This window comes from bacterium, from assembly GCA_009926305.1.
In the GTDB taxonomy this organism is placed as follows: Bacteria; Bdellovibrionota_C; UBA2361; order UBA2361; family RFPC01; genus RFPC01.
The window spans coordinates 1-20,820 of record RFPC01000049.1 but is presented as its reverse complement, the minus strand read 5'-3'; the positions used below and the strand labels follow the sequence as shown (position 1 = coordinate 20,820).

17 protein-coding genes and 1 other RNA gene are annotated in these 20,820 nt (G+C 48.0%); 11 read left to right on the top strand and 7 right to left on the bottom strand.

Annotation, left to right across the window (positions count from 1 at the left end; all coding sequences use genetic code 11):
- Positions 1 to 216 precede the first annotated feature (216 nt).
- An RNA gene (rnpB, locus tag EBR25_08875) (RNase P RNA component class A) lies at positions 217 to 632 on the top strand.
- Between the two features lie 103 nt (positions 633 to 735).
- Here the strand turns inward: rnpB and nhaA are convergent.
- Complete coding sequence (gene nhaA, locus EBR25_08870) at positions 736 to 2,184, bottom strand: Na+/H+ antiporter NhaA (GenBank protein NBW41102.1); 1,449 nt, start codon at positions 2,182 to 2,184, stop codon at positions 736 to 738.
- Positions 2,185 to 2,551: 367 nt separating this feature from the next.
- On the opposite strand from nhaA, the gene EBR25_08865 reads away from it, so the two are divergent.
- On the top strand, positions 2,552 to 3,889 hold the full coding sequence (locus EBR25_08865) for a hypothetical protein (protein ID NBW41101.1): 1,338 nt from the start codon (positions 2,552 to 2,554) through the stop codon (positions 3,887 to 3,889).
- Between the two features lie 27 nt (positions 3,890 to 3,916).
- On the opposite strand, the gene EBR25_08860 is transcribed toward EBR25_08865, so the two are convergent.
- The 3 genes from EBR25_08860 to EBR25_08850 all read right to left on the bottom strand — a co-directional run bounded on the left by EBR25_08860 (position 3,917) and on the right by EBR25_08850 (position 7,139).
- The gene (locus tag EBR25_08860; GenBank protein ID NBW41100.1) at positions 3,917 to 4,822 is read right to left on the bottom strand and encodes a hypothetical protein; all 906 of its coding nucleotides are present in this window, start codon (positions 4,820 to 4,822) and stop codon (positions 3,917 to 3,919) included.
- A 193-nt stretch (positions 4,823 to 5,015) separates the two neighbouring features.
- Positions 5,016 to 5,762, bottom strand: coding sequence for a DUF2064 domain-containing protein (locus tag EBR25_08855; GenBank protein ID NBW41099.1), 747 nt, complete (start codon positions 5,760 to 5,762; stop codon positions 5,016 to 5,018).
- A gap of 225 nt (positions 5,763 to 5,987) precedes the next feature.
- Positions 5,988 to 7,139 carry a hypothetical protein gene (locus EBR25_08850; GenBank protein NBW41098.1) on the bottom strand — a complete coding sequence of 384 codons (1,152 nt, stop codon included), beginning with the start codon at positions 7,137 to 7,139 and terminating at the stop codon, positions 5,988 to 5,990.
- Positions 7,140 to 7,420: 281 nt separating this feature from the next.
- Between EBR25_08850 and hflX the strand changes: the two genes are divergently transcribed.
- Positions 7,421 to 9,115 carry a GTPase HflX gene (hflX, locus tag EBR25_08845; GenBank protein ID NBW41097.1) on the top strand — a complete coding sequence of 565 codons (1,695 nt, stop codon included), beginning with the start codon at positions 7,421 to 7,423 and terminating at the stop codon, positions 9,113 to 9,115.
- Between the two features lie 7 nt (positions 9,116 to 9,122).
- Here hflX and EBR25_08840 read toward each other — a convergent pair whose 3' ends face one another.
- Together EBR25_08840 and EBR25_08835 are read right to left on the bottom strand one after the other, a co-directional pair.
- Positions 9,123 to 10,337, bottom strand: a complete 1,215-nt coding sequence (locus tag EBR25_08840) for an SGNH/GDSL hydrolase family protein (GenBank protein ID NBW41096.1) — start codon at positions 10,335 to 10,337, stop codon at positions 9,123 to 9,125.
- 203 nt (positions 10,338 to 10,540) lie between these two features.
- Positions 10,541 to 11,812, bottom strand: a complete 1,272-nt coding sequence (locus tag EBR25_08835; GenBank protein NBW41095.1) for a M24 family metallopeptidase — start codon at positions 11,810 to 11,812, stop codon at positions 10,541 to 10,543.
- 183 nt (positions 11,813 to 11,995) lie between these two features.
- Here EBR25_08835 and EBR25_08830 point away from each other — a divergent pair, with 183 nt between their 5' ends.
- The 3 genes from EBR25_08830 to EBR25_08820 all read left to right on the top strand — a co-directional run bounded on the left by EBR25_08830 (position 11,996) and on the right by EBR25_08820 (position 13,571).
- Positions 11,996 to 12,409 carry an acyl-CoA thioesterase gene (locus EBR25_08830; GenBank protein ID NBW41094.1) on the top strand — a complete coding sequence of 138 codons (414 nt, stop codon included), beginning with the start codon at positions 11,996 to 11,998 and terminating at the stop codon, positions 12,407 to 12,409.
- A gap of 256 nt (positions 12,410 to 12,665) precedes the next feature.
- Positions 12,666 to 12,908, top strand: a complete 243-nt coding sequence (locus tag EBR25_08825) for a 50S ribosomal protein L31 (GenBank protein ID NBW41093.1) — start codon at positions 12,666 to 12,668, stop codon at positions 12,906 to 12,908.
- Between the two features lie 15 nt (positions 12,909 to 12,923).
- Positions 12,924 to 13,571, top strand: a complete 648-nt coding sequence (locus EBR25_08820) for a TlpA family protein disulfide reductase (GenBank protein ID NBW41092.1) — start codon at positions 12,924 to 12,926, stop codon at positions 13,569 to 13,571.
- 81 nt (positions 13,572 to 13,652) lie between these two features.
- Here the strand turns inward: EBR25_08820 and EBR25_08815 are convergent, their stop codons facing one another.
- The gene (locus EBR25_08815) at positions 13,653 to 14,510 is read right to left on the bottom strand and encodes a hypothetical protein (GenBank protein NBW41091.1); all 858 of its coding nucleotides are present in this window, start codon (positions 14,508 to 14,510) and stop codon (positions 13,653 to 13,655) included.
- 207 nt (positions 14,511 to 14,717) lie between these two features.
- Here EBR25_08815 and EBR25_08810 point away from each other — a divergent pair, with 207 nt between their 5' ends.
- The 5 genes from EBR25_08810 to EBR25_08790 form a co-directional block, all read left to right on the top strand.
- On the top strand, positions 14,718 to 15,542 hold the full coding sequence (locus EBR25_08810) for a hypothetical protein (GenBank protein ID NBW41090.1): 825 nt from the start codon (positions 14,718 to 14,720) through the stop codon (positions 15,540 to 15,542).
- Positions 15,482 to 16,423, top strand: coding sequence for an NAD(+)/NADH kinase (locus EBR25_08805; protein NBW41089.1), 942 nt, complete (start codon positions 15,482 to 15,484; stop codon positions 16,421 to 16,423). The genes EBR25_08810 and EBR25_08805 overlap by 61 nt, the downstream gene beginning before the upstream one ends.
- A gap of 198 nt (positions 16,424 to 16,621) precedes the next feature.
- Positions 16,622 to 18,289: a DNA repair protein RecN gene (gene recN / locus EBR25_08800; GenBank protein NBW41088.1), complete on the top strand. Its 1,668-nt coding sequence runs from the start codon at positions 16,622 to 16,624 to the stop codon at positions 18,287 to 18,289.
- Between the two features lie 214 nt (positions 18,290 to 18,503).
- The gene (locus EBR25_08795; GenBank protein ID NBW41087.1) at positions 18,504 to 19,613 is read left to right on the top strand and encodes a hypothetical protein; all 1,110 of its coding nucleotides are present in this window, start codon (positions 18,504 to 18,506) and stop codon (positions 19,611 to 19,613) included.
- Between the two features lie 184 nt (positions 19,614 to 19,797).
- On the top strand, positions 19,798 to 20,820 hold a 1,023-nt coding region (locus EBR25_08790; protein NBW41086.1), incomplete at its 3' end, for a hypothetical protein.

Sequence of the window (20,820 nt, the reverse complement as noted above, 5' to 3'; positions counted from 1 at the left end):
AGATGATGGTTCAGATTGCAAGGGGAAGCGACTTAGTAAAATGCCGTGGATGTGGCAGGATTTTATATTTACAGGAAGAAGAGGGAGAACGGTCTGCCGGCTAATTTTTGAGTACGAGAAGTCAGCAAGGCTCTCCCAGCCGCTATTTCGCTAAACAAGCGACCCCTCTGGAGTTCTCGTTCCTGGTCATGGTACAATCGTGAAAGAGTTTGTCGAAGCGACGGGCGTGTAGCTGCCTGTATCGACCTGGTAAGGTTATGGTACAGGAGGAAAGTCGGGACTCCGAAGGGCAGGTTGGCCGTTAACGGCGGCCTTGAGTAATCAAGGGAAAGTGCCACAGAGAACAGACCGCCGTGGCGAGTTTCTATGAAGGGGCTTGTCAGGGTAAGGGTGAAACGGTGAGGTAAGAGCTCACCAGCAGATAGGGTAACCTATCTGGCTTGGTAAACCCCAGCTGGAGCAAGGCCGAGTAGGGAAGTTTCGTTATCTCTCTTTACCTTCGGGTAAGGGGATTTGCGACATCGTAGCCCGCGATGAGTCTTCCGGGTAGAGCTGCAAGAGTGAACCAGCAATGGTTCGCCTAGATGAATGGCTACAGAAAACAGAATCCCGCTTATAGCCCATCCTTCGACAGGCTCTTTTCTTTATGTCCTCCGACAGGCTCTTTTGTTCATGTCCTCCGACAGGCTCTTTTCTTCATGACAGCTTTCTCGCGTGCTGGGTGTGAATGCACTTTTAGAGCGAGTCGTCTATCATCTCAGAACTCTCATCGTTCTTACAGGCATAATACAGACAGACCGACCCCACTATTCCGCTCAGTAGCGAGCCGATAAGAATTGCGAGCTTCGCTTCTTCTAAGGCAAAATCATTTCCCTTAAAAGCGAGCGTGGAAATAAATAGAGACATGGTAAATCCAAGTCCACCAAGACAGCTCATCCCATAAATCATAAGCCAATTGACCCGATCTGGTAGTTTTGCCAGCCCAAATTTTACCATGAAATAGGTGAAGGAGAATATTCCGACCTGCTTCCCCACGAAGAGACCAAAAATAATACCGAGACCAAGTGGTGTAGTAAGACCAGAAATGCTGGCCATATCGATGTGTACTCCAGCATTAGCGAGAGCAAACAATGGCATTACCCCAAAAGAAATCCATGGATGTAACCGGTTCTCCATGCGTTGTAGCGGGGGAGATGCTGCCTTGTATGCTTCCTCGAGCATAAACATTGAGCGAAGTTGATGTTTGTCCAAGAATGGCGAGCGTTGCGAGGCTCGGAAATCCTTAAACTCCTGCTCAAAGACCTCCATGTGTGGTTTGATTGCTATTAAAAAAGCCTTTGTATTGAGCTTGCGTCTTGCGGGAATTGCAAAGGCAGCGAGAACTCCTGCTACCGATGGATGAACGCCAGAGAGGAGAAACGAAAGCCACACTCCACCGACTCCAACGATGAGATAGAGGAGGGACTCTCGTACGCCGATGATATTGAAAAATATAAGTATTCCGAGGAAGCCAAACCCACTAATAATCTTGAACAGTTCAAGTCCTTCCGTGTAGAAGAGCGCGATTACGAGAACTGCTCCAATGTCGTCGGCAATAGCAAGGGCTGCTAGAAAAATCTTGAGGGCGGTTGGGACTCGGGAACCAAAAAGGCTCAATATTCCGAGGGCAAACGCGATATCCGTTGCCATCGGTATTCCCCAGCCTCTCTGATATGGAGAGTCTAAGTTGAACAAGACATAAAAAAGCGCTGGTACAACCATTCCACCGATTGCAGCACCTACAGGGAGGATCGCCTTCGATACGGTGGAAAGTTCGCCAGCAATAATTTCACGTTTAATCTCCAAGCCCACTACAAAAAAGAAAAATGCCATGAGGAGGTCATTAATCCAGTGTTGCAGTGAATATTTAAGAGAGTAATCCCCAATAGTGATACCGAAATACGTGTGCCATATCTTCTCATAAGAATCAGCCCAACCTGAGTTCGCCCAGACCAGCGCAGTAATAGTCGCTATCATCAGCAATATTCCAGCGAGCGCTGGATTGTGAAGAAATGGAGATAGCCTTTCCCAGAAGTCGTCAATGTATTCAGAACGTTCAGCTGGCAGTTCGTATTCTTCGAGAAAGTGTGCGCTGCCACGAATGACAACTCGGTCTCCTGATATATTTTTGTCGTTATCTGCCATGGCCCCTTTACGAGAGAAGTGTCTATTTTGAATTATGAGAGCTTCGTGAGGCTCCCCTCCAAAAAGCCTACTACGATCAACGTCATGCCGTAAGTTCTCTTTCTCCTCGGGATTTTGCTTGACGAGAGAGCATCAGACAAGAGTCCCATCCCATTGATTGCAGAGCTGGCATACTGACTCAAATGAAGACCTCCTAAGGGTATAGAGACAAAAAAGGCGGGGCAGGATGTGTCGTATGTCCGTCATAGAGCTGGCTTACCCGAGAAGGCGGCAACCTGCGATATCTATAGGGGTTGTTTGAAGCACGTTATGGTAGTTAATTATCAGGGACATATAAGTTTTTGAGAGAAACCGTTGGTGTTGCTGCATGTCAGATGAAACGCGAGCTCTGAAAATTTTGTGGGTAGCCCCACAAGTGGTTAATGATAAGCGGGAAGCGTCTTTGCCTTCCTCCTCTGCCTTGCTGATCCAAGAGCTTGTTAAGCTAGGTGTGGCCATAGATCTGGTGACCTTCATCACGAAGGGAAGCCCAGAAATCTCTCCAGCATCCATCTCTCACCTTGGGATTAAAAATATCTTGAATTTCTCTCGGGGACGTTTGCCCCGGACCTTGTTCTCCCGCGCATGCCTTTGTATCGGGCAAGCGCTTATGATCCCGAAGGTGCCAGTTGAATATCTTCCCTATTTCAACAAAAGAATCATGAATTCTTTTGAGGCTCTCTTTGACGGCAGAATCCGCAAGCTTCGCGAGCTGAAAGTGACTGGAGAGTACGCAGAGGTCATCCCTGACTGGGATCTGATTCTTTACGATGGCCTTGAGGGGAGTTGTCATCTTTTCGATGGAAAACGAATGACCTTATCGCCAAATGTTCCGCCAGTTTTCTATCGAGCAGAATCCGTCCAGGCGCAACGATGGAGGGTCGCGGCGCGCCATAGCTCAGGGACGCTTTACGCGAACTACTATGCGACGCAGGCGGAGCTGGTCAAGGAGTTTGAATTAGCATTGTTAAGGAAAACGATCGGAGTTTTATCGGGGTCTCAGAGAGCTGCTTCTCAATTTCGAGAGTCGTTGCCTCGGATACGGCAAACGGTGGTACCACCAGCCATTACGTTTCCTGAAGACACTCCGCCTCGTAACCCGATTCCTGGTCGTTTTCTGTGTATTGAGAGTTTTCGGGGGCAAATTGATAGTGATGCTCTCACCTGGCTTCTGGCCGAAGTTTGGCCTGAGGTTGTAGAGCGGTCTCCCGATAGTGAGCTCGTCTTAGTTGCAAATCCTAGCGTTAAGAAAATCGCCTCACGAGTAAAGAGTCTTTCTCGAGTGACGTTTTGTCACCAAGAAGCATTGCAAGAGGGAGAGTTTCTCAGGTGTGAAGCACTGATTCTTCCTAGCAGAGAGTATTCTTCCGTTGAACAGCAAATATTCCAAGCTGCTGCATTTGGTTGTCCCATCATGAGCACCCCGGAAGCGATGGATGGTTCGGAACTCAAAGCAGGGGAGCACTATGAACAGCTTGATAGCCTAAATAGTTGGATTAGTCGGCTCGCTCAACAGGAGACACCAGAGGTTGAGCGGATAGGAAGGAATCTGTTTAATGCTCTATCAGAGCGCCATAAGCCAGAATCTGCGGCGCAGAAACTTGTTGATGGAGTTTTATCGTGTTTAGAGTTGGAGAAAGGGGAGCAATCTCGAGGCGTTGGTTAACACAAACTCATGAAGTCGTGCGGCCGATCACGCTAGGGTTCGAACGGCAATGTTTTTTATCCCTGGGTCCTGGTCGTGTCTGAGATCTAAGAGAGCCCGAGCTATATTTGTCCTCGTCTCTGGAAACTCAATAGCCTCTTTGCGGTGTAATGCAATCGAGAGCGCTTCAGTCATGTAATACCGTACGTGGTCATTCTCTTCATAAGGTGCGATCTCACTTAATCGATTCATGGTTTCGATTGAGAGTAGAGGGGTGTCCAAGAGGTCACGAAGAATGATAGAAGCAGCAAGCCGAACCCCAGCATTTTTGTCGACAAGTGATTCTTCCAGATACGAAATTACAAGTTTCTGGGTCTTCGGTCTCGCGAGATATTTAATCTGATCGGTAAGCTGTCCTATGAGTGGATTGTTATCGAAGCTGCCCATTTTCGCCTCGGATTTCAGTTGAATCATGGACGAGACGACTTGCTCGAAGTTTGCTCCAAGTTCAACGAAGAGCTCACTGGCCTTTGCTTTTATAGAGTTTGCCGATTTATCCGTATCCCTCGTTGTGAGTGTTTCATGAGAGTCGTTATTCAGGATGAGTCGAGCAGCGCGAAAGTTAACGGTCGTTGACGGATGTTGATTCAGGAAATATTCGGCAACTTGATTTCCCACGGAAAATGCTTTTGATACAAGCTGAAGCGCTCTCAGCGCTTCAGCTTCCTGGCTGATCGTTGTACTGAACTGTAGCGAGTAGAGCATCTGCCTCTGAAGGGGCTGTTCAGAGTTTTTTAAGAGAGCCTCTGCGCCTCGTTGATTTGCATCTGCAAGCTGCGTATTTCCCAGGCTTTCCCAAGCATTCATACTGAAGGTAAAGAGCTGAAACTTTTCTAACGGAGCAGCTGGAATGGAGTCTTCCGATGGGGTCAGACTTTGGTGAGATACCGACATATTTCAATTTCTGTTCATTCTTCCGTTCTTGTTATGAGGCGTCGGAGGGTAGCATCTTCTTTACTTAAGTAAAGTCCTTCAAGAAAAAAATTTTTCTGTAATCCTCGAAAAAGGGGAGAAGAAATGGGGGAGTTTGGGCCATCTGATTGCTTTAACAGTGGAAAATCTGCTGGTGGGGGATTTTTCTTTCCGGTTACTCGACCACTAATTTTTTGTCGCGAGTATCTTGCTCGGTGTTTATCTGGACATTCTGTAAGAGATTTCTGGTCGCTGCAGGAATCCAACTCTTCCCTGTCAATTCGTTTTCCATTTCTTCTCTGAGACGGAGTTCGGCAATCAAAGAAACGAGATCCTCCTCAAGGTCGATGTCGTACAGATAGGGAAGGGTGTACAGGGGCAAACTCTTGTAGGCCTCTCTTAAGGATAATACCTCCAGTGAATGAGAGAGAATCTCACGAAAGTCTCGAACTTCAGATTTTGGGGGTAGCCCGAGGAGATAGAATCCACCCTGAGGAGCAGGGCCAATGACGAGATTCCCTGATAGGGTAGCTTCGATTGCTTCCAAGAGAATATCTGGACTAAGGAGAGGACAATCAGAGCCGATAACGATTAGAGCTCCGAGTTTCTTATCTCGTTCAGCTCTTAGCGCATGAGTTAACTTGTCTGCAAATGAAGCCCCCACTTGTACGCAATGATCAGCGTCAGGCAAGAGATCGATGAGAGAATCTAACTCTGGTTCGCTGTTGACATCCCAACTACAGGTCACAGTTGCCTGTTGCATAATTTCTTTCAGCACCGTTACGCTATCGAAGACAAAGGCGTAGTGAAGTTGGTTTATGAAGTAATCGGGTAAAGTTTTTCGCAGTCGAGATTTTGCCGACTCATCTTTTGGTGAACGAGAGAACAGAATAACTGTGGGGGAGGAGGGGTTTAAGGGCATGTGTCTCTATCGAAATGTTACGCTCTCGTTGCAAGAGTCAAAGAATCTTCCCGAGAAGAAACGCAATCAATGTAAGAATTGCTATCCCGAGACCGATCAATGCGCCGTAAGCAACCGTAAAAATGAAAAATCCCCGAAGCGCTTGGCGCTGATTGCAGATCTCAGTTTTCTTCATTGTTGTTCTTCCTTAACTCGCTGAGCTTTTGAGCTTTATGATAGCACTTTTCACTCAATGAGGTCAGGGAAGAAATGCGTTTGTGCATCATTTGATACAGCTGCATTATTTGGTACGTCCAGAGCGCTTCCTTGTTGACCATACCTGCTTTTTGTGAGGTTTAACCTGAGGAGGCTCTTGAGTGGCGTATGTCCTGGGGAAAATAGGCCGAAGGTTCTTCCAGAGGATAAGGGCAAGATGGCAGTCAGTTCATTGCCACGTCGAAAGAGTTCTTCAAGGCCCACGAGGCTCTCTTTTTCTGATAACGAGTGAATGAGCGGACCATCGCTCCCGACATACAATGATTTTTTATCCAAGGCTTGTGGACCAGCCGTAAAAGAGGGTTCCTCTGAAGCGATTTCATAATGGAGGCCCATGAGAGAGTAATTGCTCTTTAATATCCTGGTTAGTGACGGGCGCAGTGTTAATGGGAGAAACACCTTGTTCGAGAGTGCCGATTTTCGTTTGTAGTGTTGCCTTTCTGAATGGAGGGATGGCGCTTGGGAAACTCGACGTAATACACCCCCTGCCTCCGCATTCGAATGATTCGGTACTCCAAAAATGGAAAGGACACACGCTCTATTTTCTTCTTGGATACGATGAAAATTACACGTTCCTACAGGGAGGCACTCAAGAAGAGAGAGATGTGAACGAGAGGTATATTTTAGCTGTTCTTTGTTGATAAAGGTGAAGAAGGAGAGTGGGTTCGATAATTGCGAGTGAGTCGAGCATGCAAGCTTTGATGTGAGCAGGTGAAAAAAATGCTGACTCAATCTGCCTCGTCCCCGTGAGTTCGAGAGAAGATTCTCATCGAACAAACCGTCCATCATGATGCAGTCCCAGTTCACCCCATAAGCAAGGATTTCAAAGGTGTCTGGAATATGCCAGAGGGGGCGCAGTAAGATAGCAGCGAACAACTCTCCCTCCATCTGCACTGTCAGGAGCATTGCCTTACCTGAGATTTGGCGCTTGAGCATTTGCGTGAGATTGCCCGAGCGTTTACTGGACGATCGAATACCCCAATCACTCTGATTTTTATCAGACTCTCTCTGTATGCTTGGCAAGGAAAGCCTGAAGAGGCTAAATGGGTCTTTCATGAAAAGCCCGACGATTTTTTCTAGCTCTGGAAGATTATCAGGATTAGCAGCGCTAATACGGAACATTGATATCTGTTCGGGATGAGATTGAGATTCTCGTGGTGACGAAGTATGGTCCGCAGGAAAGTGGTTGTGCCCTTTACGAATGAGTGGTCCCGTTCTCATAGTCCCCCGACTAAAACGCGATGCGTCAAATAAGAAGAAACATAGTTTTCCTTATTTGAGCACTCGCATAGTTCTCTGTTTTCGAATACAGTGTTGAGCCCCATACCTTTATTGTTGGAAGTATACGGAGAGAGGTGCTGCTCGCCAAGAAAAGTATCTCTCGAGCAGAATAGGCATTCTTTATGAAATTAGAAGGCTACTTGCGTGGGCTCTCTCCATCTCAGGTGAGAGAGGTTGAACGGCTCTTTAGGCGTTCTGTGGAGCCCACAGAGATAGTTTCTCTCCAGTTAGGACGAGAGATAGATCAGGTTGCTCGTTCTCTAGGACGGATGATAGGGGTTGTCGTCTCTCGTGAAGGAAGGATTGAGAAGGTTATTGTGGGAACTCGCGAGATTCTCTACCTGCCGGATCTTGGTCGTTATCGCCTTGGTAAGGGACGTCTGAGGAGGCTTAGATTGATCTTTTCTTCTCTTTCAAAGGGAAGCAGTCCCGCGCAGATTCCTACTGACATTTACACCGACTTGGAGAAGCTCAGACTCGATGCCGTTGTGAGTGTACGAGAGAATGGAACAGACCTTTCCGTTACCTACGCGCATCTTATTGGAGGTTTGCGAGTAGAGGAAGACCCCTACCACACAGAAGAACGCTTCCGATATCGAGAGGGTGAGGAGTCTTTTCTTGAACTGATGGAATCAGTCGAAGATCAGCTCGATGCCGTTCCAAGTCATCACACTGAAGAAAATCGAGCTCTTCTGATTGGAGTGTATCCGAAGAATAAAATGGATTGGGAAGAGTCCCTTTTAGAACTTAAAGAGCTAGCTCGAACCGCTGGAGTTAATATTGTCGATTCTGTGGTTCAGCGACGCACACCAGATCCAAGAACGTTGGTAGGACGGGGAAAGATTGAAGAGATTGTTCTTCGCGCACTTCGGCTTGAAGCTGACCTGTTAATTTTCGATGGGGAGCTCAAGCCCTTTCAGTGGCGTGTAATTACGAATTCAACAGAGCTTAAAGTGCTAGATCGGAGCATGCTCATTCTCGATATATTCTCGCAGCGAGCCAGTAGTAGTGACGGAAGATTGCAGGTCGAGCTTGCGCAACTAAAGTATAACTTGCCAAGACTTGTTGAAAAAGACGCTGGCTTATCACGCTTAACAGGTGGAATTGGGGGACGCGGACCTGGAGAGACAAAGCTTGAAATTTCCCGGCGAAGGGCCCGCGATCGAATTCGGGATTTGGAGAAGCGTATTGATAAATTGCAAAGCCAGAGAGAGCTTCGTCGCCAAAAAAGGAAAGGGGTGCCCCTCCCATTAATAGCGATTGTTGGGTATACCAATGCGGGTAAATCTACTCTATTTAATGCAATTACGAATAGTTCGGAATTAGCAGAAAACAAGCTCTTTGCTACCCTCGAGCCATCGCAGCGTCGGTATGTATTGCCGCCAACTGAAGAAGAGTCCTTGTTGGGCGCCTACGGCTCCCCCGTAATTTTTACTGACACGGTAGGATTCATTCGTTCGCTCCCAGAGGAATTGCGTAATGCCTTTCGAGCGACACTCGAAGAGCTCTATGAGGCGCATTTACTTCTTCATGTTGTTGATGGCTCTTCTCCCTATGCCGAAGAGCAGATAAAAGCGGTAGAAAAGGTGCTCACGGAGATGGAGCTCTCAGATGTTCCTCGACTCCTTGTTCGGAATAAATGCGATGTTGTGTCGAGTGGACAAGGTGTGCTGCTGGGTGAAGATGCGGGTGCTATTTCCATATCAGCGCGTACAGGAAAGGGGCTAGATTCATTGATAACAGCAATACGTGGCGAGCTCAGCAGCATTGTTCCTACAACGCACGACTATGGGGCTTCCGCGCGCTGGAATGATTAAAAGATGTCTAGTATTTGGCCCGACTCATGAGAGCAATTTTACTGATAGCCGAGCTGGCAAGGTTTCGTTCGATAATTTCATGACCAAGTGCATTTGGATGGCACGCATCACTTGTTACATGGAGCACGGGATGACGTCCAAGAAGCGGACCGTAGTCTCTTTGGATCGTTTCTAATTGTGGATGCTGTACTCTACCAGCCTGTATCTCTGGTATTGATTGTCGTAGAAGAACTTGGGCAGGAATGTACATAGCTCCTTGTTTCTCAGCTACCTTACGCATAGCCTTCTGGTATGAGGGCGGCGTACACGCAGCGACAAAGAAAATAGCACTCGCTCCTGCTTGAGCGCTTCTTCGGTGAAAGTACCTCAGATTTTCACGATACTCTTTGATTGAAACTGCAGGTCCTTTTTCTCCCGGTAATGACACTGAACCTTCTGAGTTCTCAGACAGTGTGCTGAGGAAAGTTGATATTGCCTGTATGAGCCGTGAGTTTCGCAATAACATTGAACGAACTCGCTGAAGGGCGCCCTGTTTTTGAAAAAAGCTCACTGCTTTTCGATGAGGTAGCGTAGCAAGCCTGGCGTCGTTTGCTCCGAATCCAAAAATAGCTATATCTGGAGATAGCTGGTCAATATACGTATCGAAGATTAGCTTGCCAAACTCGGACGAGTCCCCTGGCATTGCAAAGTTGATGAGCTCAAAGTCGTGTTGCGGATAATGTTTCCGGATCTCCGCTAAAAGGCGAGCGAGGTAGGTTTCATCGTCACTCACGCCCCAACCAAAGGTACTAGAATCTCCAAAAGCAACGATTCGGATACTATCAGCTTGTTTTTTGAGTGAAAAATCGTCCCCACGAAAGCCGTGGTTATTACTTTTGACCGTAAATCGAGGCTTTGCTCCTTCCTTCCACGAGAACGTATCCACGAATGAGAAGGTTTGAGAGGGAACGAGGTGAACCCTGAATCCATTGCCGCTCTGAAAATTCGCCATCCATTCGATTTCTTGTTTGGAAAACGTCTTTGGTTTTGTAGTGCCAGGCACCATCCAGGAAGGCATCTCTAACTGTACTGAGTTCTTGTTCTCGTATTGGAAAGCGCCGGCAAAGAGCAGCAGACGGAATACTCCCTCGCAAAGAAGTAAGAGGAACATCGGAAAGATTATTGAGAGAAGGACGAATACCTTCCATGTAATCGGTGCTTTGTCTTCGGCTGCCTGAGTCATATTGGTGTTCTTTTCACCTCATTTCCTTCATGAACTCAATTCGTAGCGATTTGAACGCCCCTCAATTTTCATGAGTGTAAGAGTGTTCCTTTTTTTTAGGGAAAGAGGCAAGCAAGCGAAGGAAAAATTTGAGCCTCAAGTAGAGAGAGCCCGTTATGAGAGGTAATAGAAAAGCCAATAGGGGGCATCTCGCTCTTCTTCGCTTACTCTTTTGGAATCATTCGTGTTAAGTTTGTTGCTCCCTTTTTGGTAACTAGAATGTCATCCTCGATGCGCATTCCAAAAGCCGGAACTTTCTTTGTGCCCTGTTGTAAATAAATTCCTGGCTCGACGGTTACAATCATGCCGGGTAAAAGCTTCGCATCTCCCGTAGAACGGAGCGCACCAACATCATGTACGGCAAGTCCTAACGAGTGGCCGAGGGAGTGCGGGAAAAACTTTCTTATAGCCCTGGCTTTTCTGAGTTTTGGTAGAGACCCTTTCAGCAATCCGATATCAAGCAGTCCCTTCAAGAGGAGTTCCTCTGTTTCATCCTGAAGATCCTTCCAGACACGCCCGGGACGAATTCGGGAAACCATCTGTTGCTGTGTCTCAGTGAGTAATTGAAGCGCTTCTCGATGCGGGGTCGGCGGGAGTTTGTCGCCAATGGAAAATACTCTGGTAACGTCGGATGCATACCCATCGGCGATGGCTCCAAAATCTATGGTGAGGTACTCTCCATCTCTTAACGTTCTTGAGCTTGGTGAGTGGTGCAAAACAGCGGCATTGGGGCCAGAGGCGACAATTGATGGGAAACTTTCTGCTGAGTTTTGACGTTCGATTGCATGGCGTAGGGATAGAGCGATTGACTCTTCGGAAGCCCCCGGCTTTATCAGTGAGCGAACGGCTTTTAGCCCCTCCCATGCGGTTTGTACCGCACTCTTCGTTCTTGAGATTTCGAAAGCGCTTTTTTGCAATCGAAGTGGTTCGAGAATGGTATCCAGATGCGCGAGCACAATTGGAGCGCTCTTTCGATGGTGTGAGGGGGTGGCGAGGAGTTCTCGGGCCATGGAATATCCATCCTGACCCATTTCATTGGGATAAAAGAGCCAGTCAACTTGAGAATGAAGAGCTTTTCTTACTTCACTGAGGGTTGATTGACTGAATACAAGTCTAGCGCCAGTTCTCCTTGCGATTCGTTCAGGAGCTTCACCTTTTCCATCCCAAAGAATCTTTTCTTTTGAAATTTCAGGAGTGATCAAAAGAGACTTTCTCTCATCACTAAAAACGATCAAGCTAGAGTCAGTAATTTGAGAGCACGTTAAATAGAAAAAGTTTTCCTCTTGACTGAATGAATAGACAAGGTCGCGAGATCGCTGCTTCGGAATCCCACTTGAAACAATAAGCGCAGAATTTTTGTGATGCTTGCGCATGGCGCGCTGAACACGGCGTATTCTCGCTCGAACTTCTTTCGATATAACGGATTCATTTGTCATAGTTATGCGCCCAAGACAGTGTGGTCCACATAGTACTGTTTTTCGTAATCGGTGACTACTTGTTTGTTTTGTGTGCGATGAGAAACTCGGACTGACAACGCGCCTCTTTATGGTGAGATTCGAGAGTGAGAGAGTTGCGGCTTACTCCTATACAGGAGCTCTCAGGCATGCCACGATAGACCCATGAGCCGTCGATTCGAAATGCAATATGAGATTCACCCAGAGATGCTGGAAGCACAGTATCAACATCTCCATCACGCTGATGTCTTGCGAGTTTTAGAGCAAGCTCGAGTCCAGTTTTTGGCAGATCTCGGACTGCCTCAGGAGGAATTATTAGAAAAAGACTGCTTTCTCGTATTAGCGAAGTCTGAAATTCAGTTCTTCAGAGAAATTAAGGCAGGTTCCCTGAGATGTAGGGTGAAGCTCCTCGCATTTCAGGGAGAGAGCGGGTTCTCTGTAGAACAGGAGATATTTAAGTTCCCGAAAAGATTAGCAGTTCGAGCATCCTTTGAGCTCGTCGCCATGTCTGGGGCTACTCGGCGGCGCAGACCCCTACCGGAAGAGTTGCGTACTTTGCTCAATGGAATTGAAGATTAGGGCAATTGAAGATGCGGCACATTTTTCGGGTAACCGAGGGCTGCTCTTGACTGGGATGCCTGAGTGCCTTACTCTGCAACGCTCTGGATTCTATGGGTTTCTCGGAAAAGTTGAGCTTTGAAGAGAAGGCGTGCGGATGAAAATTTAGGCTGGCTGACAGGGTGTTGAGACTCTTCGGCAGGACTGGAACGGCCTCATGAGAATGGTAGAGCCAGAAGAGAGTTTACGAGTTAAAAGTTTGTTCGGGAGCTTCATAATGAAAGCAGAGATACATCCAGAGTATAGCGATACCACTGTTGAGTGCGGTGGATGTGGTAATGAGTTTGTTATTGGCTCTGTGGCTGAAAAGATCAACATCGGCGTGTGTTCAAACTGTCATCCGTTTTATACCGGAAAAGCCCGAGTGCTCGACAGCGAAGGACGTGTGGATCAGTTCCAGCGTAAATTTGGAAACTTCTTGAAAAAGCGCGAAGAGCAGAAAGCAAAGAATAATCAGTAAAAGTGGTCGTAACTACTGGTGCGTGCGCTGAAGTCTTTTAGAGTTCCTAGCATTCTGGGTAAGGAGTCGGTAGTCCGTACGCCGCGATATTATGGCGTTCTGCCTAGCGGTTGTAGGTCAGCAGCGATTCCAGTTCTTGTTCTCCGCTTCTCCCTGCTTTTTGCATCATTCGTTCTCGTTCTTGGATGTAATTCTCTAAAGGATACTTCTCTGGCTCCTGGCAGTTATGCTCCGCACCTTGAGCTCAATACGCTTGATGGCGAGGCTGTTACTCTAGAAAAATTTAGGGGCAAGATAGTGGTACTGAATTTTCTTGCTTCTTGGTGTAAGCCGTGCGAAGACGAAATGCCATCACTATTACAGCTGCAGAGTAAATTAGGAGACCGGGTTCAGGTCGTGGCTATCGGGGTGGAGGATGACGACTCGGCCCTTCGTAAATTCAGGGACCGCAATCTTGTGACATTCCCTTTCCTTCATGACCGTAGCGGAAGGTCAAAGCAGCGCTACAGACTCGCCGGTTATCCTGAAACATTCGTGCTGGATAGGGAGGGGAAGATTATGCTCGTCCCTGACTTCGATTCTGATGGTTCATTCGCGCTGAAGTTCGTCGGTCCGCGTCAGTGGGACTCTCCGCAGATGCTCCAATTTTTTTCCAAGCTGTAAGGGCGGTTCGCCACATCCTTAGGGCGGTTCGCCACATCCTTAGGGCGGTTCGCCACATCCTTAGGGCGGTTCGCCACACCGTTAGGAACACGTTAGGGTAAGCGAACCGTCTTCGCTTGAGAGTGAAATTCCAGCAATTCCATTATCTCCAAGAGTCGCGGATCCACTGACTGACTCTACTCGAAGAGATGCCGCAGAGCCGTTAAGAGTTGTTGTAAGCGTACCAGTCATTGTCGGAGTGGTATCCGAGCTTTCCGTATCAACGGTCGCTGTTAGCGATGCGGATACCGTATTGCTAGAGGCAATAGCACTCGCGTTGTCAAATGATAACTGTAAGCTGCTATTTCCTATTTGCGTGATATCGACAGAGTTCTTCACAAAATCAGAGTTTTCAGAGCTGACAAAAGAAACCGTACAGTCGAGCCGACCGTTTAGAAAGGATGCAAAAACCGCACTTTCTACCACTGTTGTGTAGGAATCTCCGTGTGGAGTGAGAACCTTAACTATAACCGCATAGTTAAAAGGAAGAGTGGCAATATCAGGTCCGATATCAACACCAACTGCTCCTGGGAGCCTGTCCGACCTGTACTGAGAAGAAAAAAGCCTTCTGTTGATGTAGAAATCAAATTGCATCGGATACTTCTGATACTCATCGTTTCGCTGGTAGGCATCTACGAGAAGTCGAGTGTTGGTTGAGCCAGGTATGGCAGTTACTGTTACAACAGGACTCCGGGACTGTTTGTCATCTCGACCAGAGACACCGATGACCGTATTGGTAGACTGAGATTGAGTGTCCTGAGCATAAAGAGTTGAGGAGCCAAGGAGACAAAGGCAAGCTACGAGGAAACACGAAACGAGACTTTCGAATAAGAACTCTGTTTGACTGAAGGGGGTTGTAAATACAGAAGAGCCCTTAGCTCTCTTAGAGGTCGTGTGCATGATTTGCTCCAGGCGAACGATAGAAAAATTTCCTACCTAGTGTATCGGACAGTTTCTGAATTTTGAAAGCGATTTTTTACTTAAGTTCTTCAGGGAAAGTTTCTTTGGCTCCTCCGTCATTTCTACCCTTTTCTTAAGGTGATTTCTCCCCGATACTATGGAACACGGTTTGTCTTCGGTTGTTGTGGGAGGTGTTTTATGAGGTTCATGTCTGAGGGTATCAAAGCGATAAGCGCTATTCTCGCTACTTCGCGGTTCCCAGTGCTAGGGAATTCTCGAGGGACTATTTCAACCCAACGTGCGTTGCACATCCTCGTTATTATTTTGACAACGTGTTTTCTGTCATCGTGTTCTGCAGGACGATTGCCTGTTCCAGGACATCATAAGCAAGTCGAAAGAGGAGAGCGTGTATCCCGCACAGATGCTCCGCATCTGAAAACGCCTCTTCTCACAAAAGAGCAAGCGCAAAGAATAGCAACCGTGCCTTTGACCAAGAGGGAGACAGGCGAGGTGCTGAACACGGCGGCTGGCAACTTTTTTTATGGACCAGGGCTAGGTGAGACAGCACTTGATCTCACTGGTGCAGTGCTGTTTCCGCCGTATGCGTTTGTGCTCGCTGGGCAAACTCTTGTGCGTCTTGCTGGATACGACTCACCTCGACTCGTTGAACTCCTTCCTGACGAACAACAGAGGTCTTACAATGGGTTCATGGAGGCAGTTTACTCGGGCCCTGGTCGTTTGATTTCAGCAGCCACAGGAGAGGAGTACCGCAACCGTTCTCGGGTACGGCTGCATTGGCGCGAAACCGTGGCAAAGCTTGAGGCCACTCGCGTACCGATTCCATTCGAAGACCCTTCGCATCAGGATTCCTCAGCAGGGTATGCGGCTTTACAGGCAACCGTTGCCGAAGATTCATCCCTGAAGCGATTAGAGCGTAGGGTGGTACCACGGTTTTTTCCAGTGGGTATCGCATTTCAGCCAACAGAGGATACAATAGAGACTCAGAGAATAGGAGCATCTCGGTCAGGATAGGAGGTACTTTGAAAACAGTTGGTCTCGTTGTAAGGGCGGAGGTCCCAGAAGCCGTTGATCTCGCGAAGCGAGTCGTCCTGTGGTGCCATGAAAAGGGGCATACGATTTGTGGTTCGCGTGAATTGGCTGACAAGCTCGATGTTCAACTCGACAAGATCGTTTCGGAAGAAGAGTTGGCGGTGAAAGCCGACCCAATTGTGACCTTAGGGGGTGATGGAACCCTGATTGGAGTCGCGCGACATGTAAAGGCGAATGCGCCTGTTTTGCTAGGCGTCAATTTTGGAACTCTGGGATTTCTCACAGAAATTGCTCCAGATGAGTGTCTGGGGACTCTTGATGATGTACTGAACTCCAATGCGTTGCTCGGGAAACGCGATATGCTTCTGGCGTCGGTTTATCGAGATAATAAGGAGCTGTTTACGTGTCAGGGGGTAAATGAAGCGTTAGTCCAGAAGGGGACTCGGGACCGTCTACTCACCTTGAATCTTCATGTTGAGGGGCAGCCAATTATGGATTTGAAGGGCGACGGGCTAATTGTTGCCACACCAACTGGTTCAACGGCATATTCGCTGGCTGCTGGTGGTTCTATTGTCCATCCAGAAATCTCTGCACTCTTGCTTTCACCAGTTTGTCCGCACTCCTTAACTGCGAGACCGCTCATCCTTCCGTCAGAAAAGAGGATAACTATTGAGGTTCCAGATAATTATGAGGGACAGGTATTTCTTCTTGTTGATGGCCAAGAGTCATTCTCTCTTGAGCCCGGGGATGAAGTCCGCGTCACCCGTTCGCCACAAGTAGTTACCTTTGTGCAGTCAAAACGGAAGTCATATTTCGAGATCTTACGAACCAAGTTAAGATGGGGCGTAAGAAATGTTGAATAACGCATGCTAGAGATAGTATAAAGTCCATAAGCTGAAAGATCAGCGAAGCTGGCCCTTTTGCGGTTAACGGTGTCTCTTCTTTTTCTCCTCGGGTTTTTTGAAACTTTCGTTCTTTTCTAAGCGGAATTGAAGTCAAGCATGAGAGGTTTTTAGTGACTGAACGGACGGCGCTCTACATTTCCATCTGGGTGAAATTATATGTTGGTAGAACTTCGCATTCGCAACTTTGCCATAATAGAGGAGCTTTCACTTGAGCTTGTTCCTGGACTCAACGTAATCAGTGGAGAGACGGGTTCAGGTAAATCGCTCGTTCTTGACGCATTTCAGCTGATACTTGGGGCAAGACCAAAGGCGTCGTATTTCCGGAAAGATACCGAGGGATGGGAGATCGAAGCACTCCTCTCACTGGCAGATATTCCAACGGATGTGAGAGAGCTGCTTCCCGAGCAGGTTCGAGATAACGAAGAAATATTACTCTCCCGAACTATGAGTTCAACGGGACGCGGTAAGGTGTTTATGAACGGGAGTCTCTGTACGGTTCAAATGCTCCAACAAATATCTTCTCGCATGCTCGCTTTGTGTACTCAGGGTCAGCAGTTGCGGCTCCATAGTTCGGAATACATGTTGGATCTCCTGGATGAGTATGCAGGGATTGTAGGTGCGGTCTCGGTCTATAAACAGCACTACCGAGAGTTGAGGAAGTTAGAGGGAGAGCTTGAAAAGCTTCTGGGTGATAAAGAACGGAATCTCATGCGGCAGGCAGAGCTTGAATTCATTATACATGAATTGTCTGAGTTAGATCCCGAGGAAGGGATGCGAGGAAAGCTGGAAGAGGAGATTCAAAGACTGAGAGATGCGGAGAAAAATGCGCACTCGGTTAAATCAACACTTGAACTCTTACTTGATGAACGTGGAGTGTTTAGCCTTCTCGCAAGATGTCGTAAGGAGCTCTCAAATCTCTCTTCTGATATCAGCGTTGAGTCTTTGAAATATCTTGATGAATCCGTTGGACAGCTTACTGAGTTAGAGCGGGCTCTTGGGAGGCATCATTTTCCAGATGAGGAAGCACAAAGTGAATTGGAGCGGTGTCAAGAGCGACTCTCTGAGCTTGCGCGTCTTGAGAGGAAGTACAAGACAGATGATGCTGGGCTTCATCTGTTGTTAGAGCGAGCGAAGAACGACTCCAGTCAGAGCGATGAAACGGGCAAAGAGGGGCTACTCAAAGACGCCATCCATGAAAAACGTGAGATGGTATCAACATCGGCACACGAATTAAGACAGATGCGGTATAAAGCTGCTCGGATGTTTGAAAAGAGTGTAAGAAAAGAGTTGAAGGATCTCGGCATGCCGAACGTAACCATTGAACTCTCTTTTCAGGAACATGAGCCTGGGGAACGGGGCAGTGAAAGCGTCACATTTCTGTTTGCCCCAAACCCAGGAGAAGAGCCGAAGCCTCTCTCAGAGATAGCCAGCGGTGGTGAACTCTCCCGCGTAATGTTGGTTATTAAAAAGGTGTTTCGGGATAAGAGTGGGGTTAACATATTGATCTTTGACGAGGTTGATACGGGAGTTTCTGGAGCAGTTGCTCAGGCTGTTGGAGAAAAAATGTATGATATCAGTGGGTTTAGCCAAGTTATTTGCATAACTCATCTTCCTCAGGTGGCCTGCTACGCCGACCGCCACTTCTCGGTTTTTAAGGAGGTAGATGGGCGAACTCGCAGTAATATCAACACTTTAAGTGGTGATGAGCAGGTCGAAGAGTTAGCGAAGATGCTCTCAGGGTACAAGGTTACGACTGCAGCGAGAGAGTCAGCGCGGGAGTTATTGGCATCTAAATCTGAAGGATTGGTCAGAAAGGCCCAATAGTGTGTTGGTCTCGAAGCGCTTGGAAGAGAATTGACCGAGCTGCTAATTGACTAGGGTACTAATTGACGATGGTGCCAATTGACCAAGGTGCCAGCTTTCGGTACCGTCGGGAGCCGTAGATTTTTGGGTCGTTCGTACGTTGAGACGGCACGGCGACGACTACTACGATGAGCAAGTCGGAAGACGCTGGCATCGATAGGGTGATTTATCAGTCATGAAAGATTTGAGGAAAATATGGCGCGAGTCGCTTAAGGCAGCTGTTTCCCGACAGTTTTGCGTTTGGCTTGTTCCCTCAGACAGTGGCACCGTGAGGAAGCTCCGTTTTTCAGCCTCGAGAGGACTGGCCTTACTCTTCGCCGTGTCCGTGTTGGTTGGGGCTGGTCTTGTGATCGCTGGTGACTATTCTCGTGTGCAGATCGCTCGATTCAGAGATGCTCTTTCGCTTATGTCTCTTCAAAGTGAGCACGAAGAGCTTCAGTCAGAAGCGGAGCAACTTACAGCTCGTATCCACGAATTGCGCCAGAAAAACCGTTCCATAGAATCCCAACAGTTAGCAGTCCTTCAAAGGCTCGGGGAACTCAACGAGGTGTTAGGGAGCCTCAAAGTTGGCCCCGAGAGTAATAGTGCTGGGAGAGACAGTGGAATTTCTCGAAATAGCTCCATAAACAATGGAGATGGGCTTACTGATATCGGTGGTGAAGAACCTGACTCCAAAGGTTGGGCGGGAGATGCGCTAGAACTCCCCTCAGAGCCCGATGCTCAGGGAACCGGAGGGCTTGAAACCTCTCTCGATGCGATAACAAAAGGGTTTACTGTACCGGATTTAGAGCCATATGGTCCTGAAGAGGTCTCGGCATTGGTCATGCACGAGCTCGACCAGACTATTGAACGATTCAGAGGCGTTCCACTTGGCTTTCCTGGAAATGGGCACGTCAATTCAGAGTTCGGTCCTCGACGCTCACCTTTTTCGAAACGAACACGGATGCACCACGGAGTTGATCTGGCATTGCCATATGGGAGCTACGTCCATGTCACAGCTGAGGGTACTGTCTCGTCTGTACGTCGCACCCGCTCGTACGGTCTCGTGATAGATGTTAAGCACGACAGTGGAATTGTAACCCGGTATGCACACCTTTCAAAAACGCTGGTAAGGAGGGGGGAGCGAGTTTGTCGTGGTGAAGTCTTGGGACTCGTTGGCAACAGTGGAATGTCTACGGGGCCCCACCTTCATTATGAGATTCGAGTAGCGGGAAAGTCCATCAATCCTTTGCCTCTCATGGTTCTTCCTTCCCGAGATGAGCTTGTCGCCTTGTTAAAGGGCTAGAGCTGTAACCTGAGCATCTGAATATTCCCCGCCTTAAAATCTCCTAACATGCGTTCTTTTGCCTGCTGCTGATCAGGTGATAGGGCGATGATCGAGAAGAAGTTTTTCCCCAAATAAAAGCTAATTCTTGCCGTAATAACGCATGTATGAGATGGATTACGGGGTCCCGTGGGAGGGGTGTATTGTGCGCCGATTATTATTCATCATCTCGATACCATTCGTAATAGCTGCTGCTGTTGCCTATACCTTTGGTGTGGTAGTCCCTCCTGGCTCTTACGGCATTCGGCAGATAGGCTTTGGCCCAAACGAAGGGTATCAAAAAAAGGTGCTGCGTCCCGGCTATCACTGGGGAGAACCAACAGGCTATCTCACATCCGTTGTTCGGGTTCCATCGACTTTACAGGCGGTGCACTTTAATCGAGCCTATAAAGACCCAAAAGGAGCTGGGCTGACAGTAGCGGGGAAATCCGACGAGTATTGGTTCCCCCCGATCAATATTGAGACGGTGGATAAAGGTCAGATTCTGGTTGATGTGACCATCCTTGCTCGAATTCTTCCAGAGCCACGAGTCGAGAAAGGAGTGCTTTTGACCGGAGGTCCAGCGGACCTTGCGGAGCAAGTCGGAGTGCAACCGGAAAACTGGGTGTCTCGGATCCGAACTGCTGCTGAGCGTGAGGTGGGAGAGGCTTTGCGCAGGCTTACCAATGCTCAATTCTACGACCCAAAGTTGCGTGAACATGAAAGTATCAGGGATGCTCATGTTCAGATGAACCAAGCTCTCAGACCTATAGGGATTGAGGCGGAAGCGGTCTTGTTGAGACGCTATACCTATGAGGTAGCCGAAGTAAATCAAGCAATCGCAGAGAAGAATCTACAAGTACAACGCGAAAGATTGAGTGATTTCGAGCGAGCGTTTGCGGAAGTGGAAGCTCAGCTTGTTGAGTTGAAAGCCCGAGGAGAAGCTGATGTCTCGGTTATTCGGGAAACTGCCCCGCAGGAGGGGAAAGCGATTCGATCGGAGGGCGACCTTGTGTATGTAGAGAAAGAGTCGTTAGGGAATCAACTCATCACAGAGGCTGAGGCATACGCTTCCAAACTCAAGGCAGATCTCTTTGCAGAGCAGAAAGGCGCAGAGGTGTTTCTTGCTCGGGAATTAGCTCCTTTGCTTAGTACCTTGAGCGGAGGAATTGTAGCAGACCTCGATCCG

What these genes read in the sequence shown, in the direction of transcription:
- EBR25_08865 (NBW41101.1), top strand. Translation starts at nt 2,552, where the DNA reads ATGTCAGATGAAACGCGAGCTCTGAAAATTTTGTGGGTAGCCCCACAA.
- EBR25_08825 (NBW41093.1), top strand. Translation starts at nt 12,666, where the DNA reads ATGAAAGCAGAGATACATCCAGAGTATAGCGATACCACTGTTGAGTGC.
- EBR25_08795 (NBW41087.1), top strand. Translation starts at nt 18,504, where the DNA reads ATGAAAGATTTGAGGAAAATATGGCGCGAGTCGCTTAAGGCAGCTGTT.
- EBR25_08810 (NBW41090.1), top strand. Translation starts at nt 14,718, where the DNA reads ATGTCTGAGGGTATCAAAGCGATAAGCGCTATTCTCGCTACTTCGCGG.
- hflX (NBW41097.1), top strand. Translation starts at nt 7,421, where the DNA reads ATGAAATTAGAAGGCTACTTGCGTGGGCTCTCTCCATCTCAGGTGAGA.
- EBR25_08850 (NBW41098.1), bottom strand. Translation starts at nt 7,139, where the DNA reads ATGTTCCGTATTAGCGCTGCTAATCCTGATAATCTTCCAGAGCTAGAA.
- nhaA (NBW41102.1), bottom strand. Translation starts at nt 2,184, where the DNA reads ATGGCAGATAACGACAAAAATATATCAGGAGACCGAGTTGTCATTCGT.
- EBR25_08830 (NBW41094.1), top strand. Translation starts at nt 11,996, where the DNA reads ATGAGCCGTCGATTCGAAATGCAATATGAGATTCACCCAGAGATGCTG.
- EBR25_08860 (NBW41100.1), bottom strand. Translation starts at nt 4,822, where the DNA reads ATGTCGGTATCTCACCAAAGTCTGACCCCATCGGAAGACTCCATTCCA.
- EBR25_08840 (NBW41096.1), bottom strand. Translation starts at nt 10,337, where the DNA reads ATGACTCAGGCAGCCGAAGACAAAGCACCGATTACATGGAAGGTATTC.
- recN (NBW41088.1), top strand. Translation starts at nt 16,622, where the DNA reads ATGTTGGTAGAACTTCGCATTCGCAACTTTGCCATAATAGAGGAGCTT.
- EBR25_08855 (NBW41099.1), bottom strand. Translation starts at nt 5,762, where the DNA reads ATGCCCTTAAACCCCTCCTCCCCCACAGTTATTCTGTTCTCTCGTTCA.
- EBR25_08815 (NBW41091.1), bottom strand. Translation starts at nt 14,510, where the DNA reads ATGCACACGACCTCTAAGAGAGCTAAGGGCTCTTCTGTATTTACAACC.
- EBR25_08835 (NBW41095.1), bottom strand. Translation starts at nt 11,812, where the DNA reads ATGACAAATGAATCCGTTATATCGAAAGAAGTTCGAGCGAGAATACGC.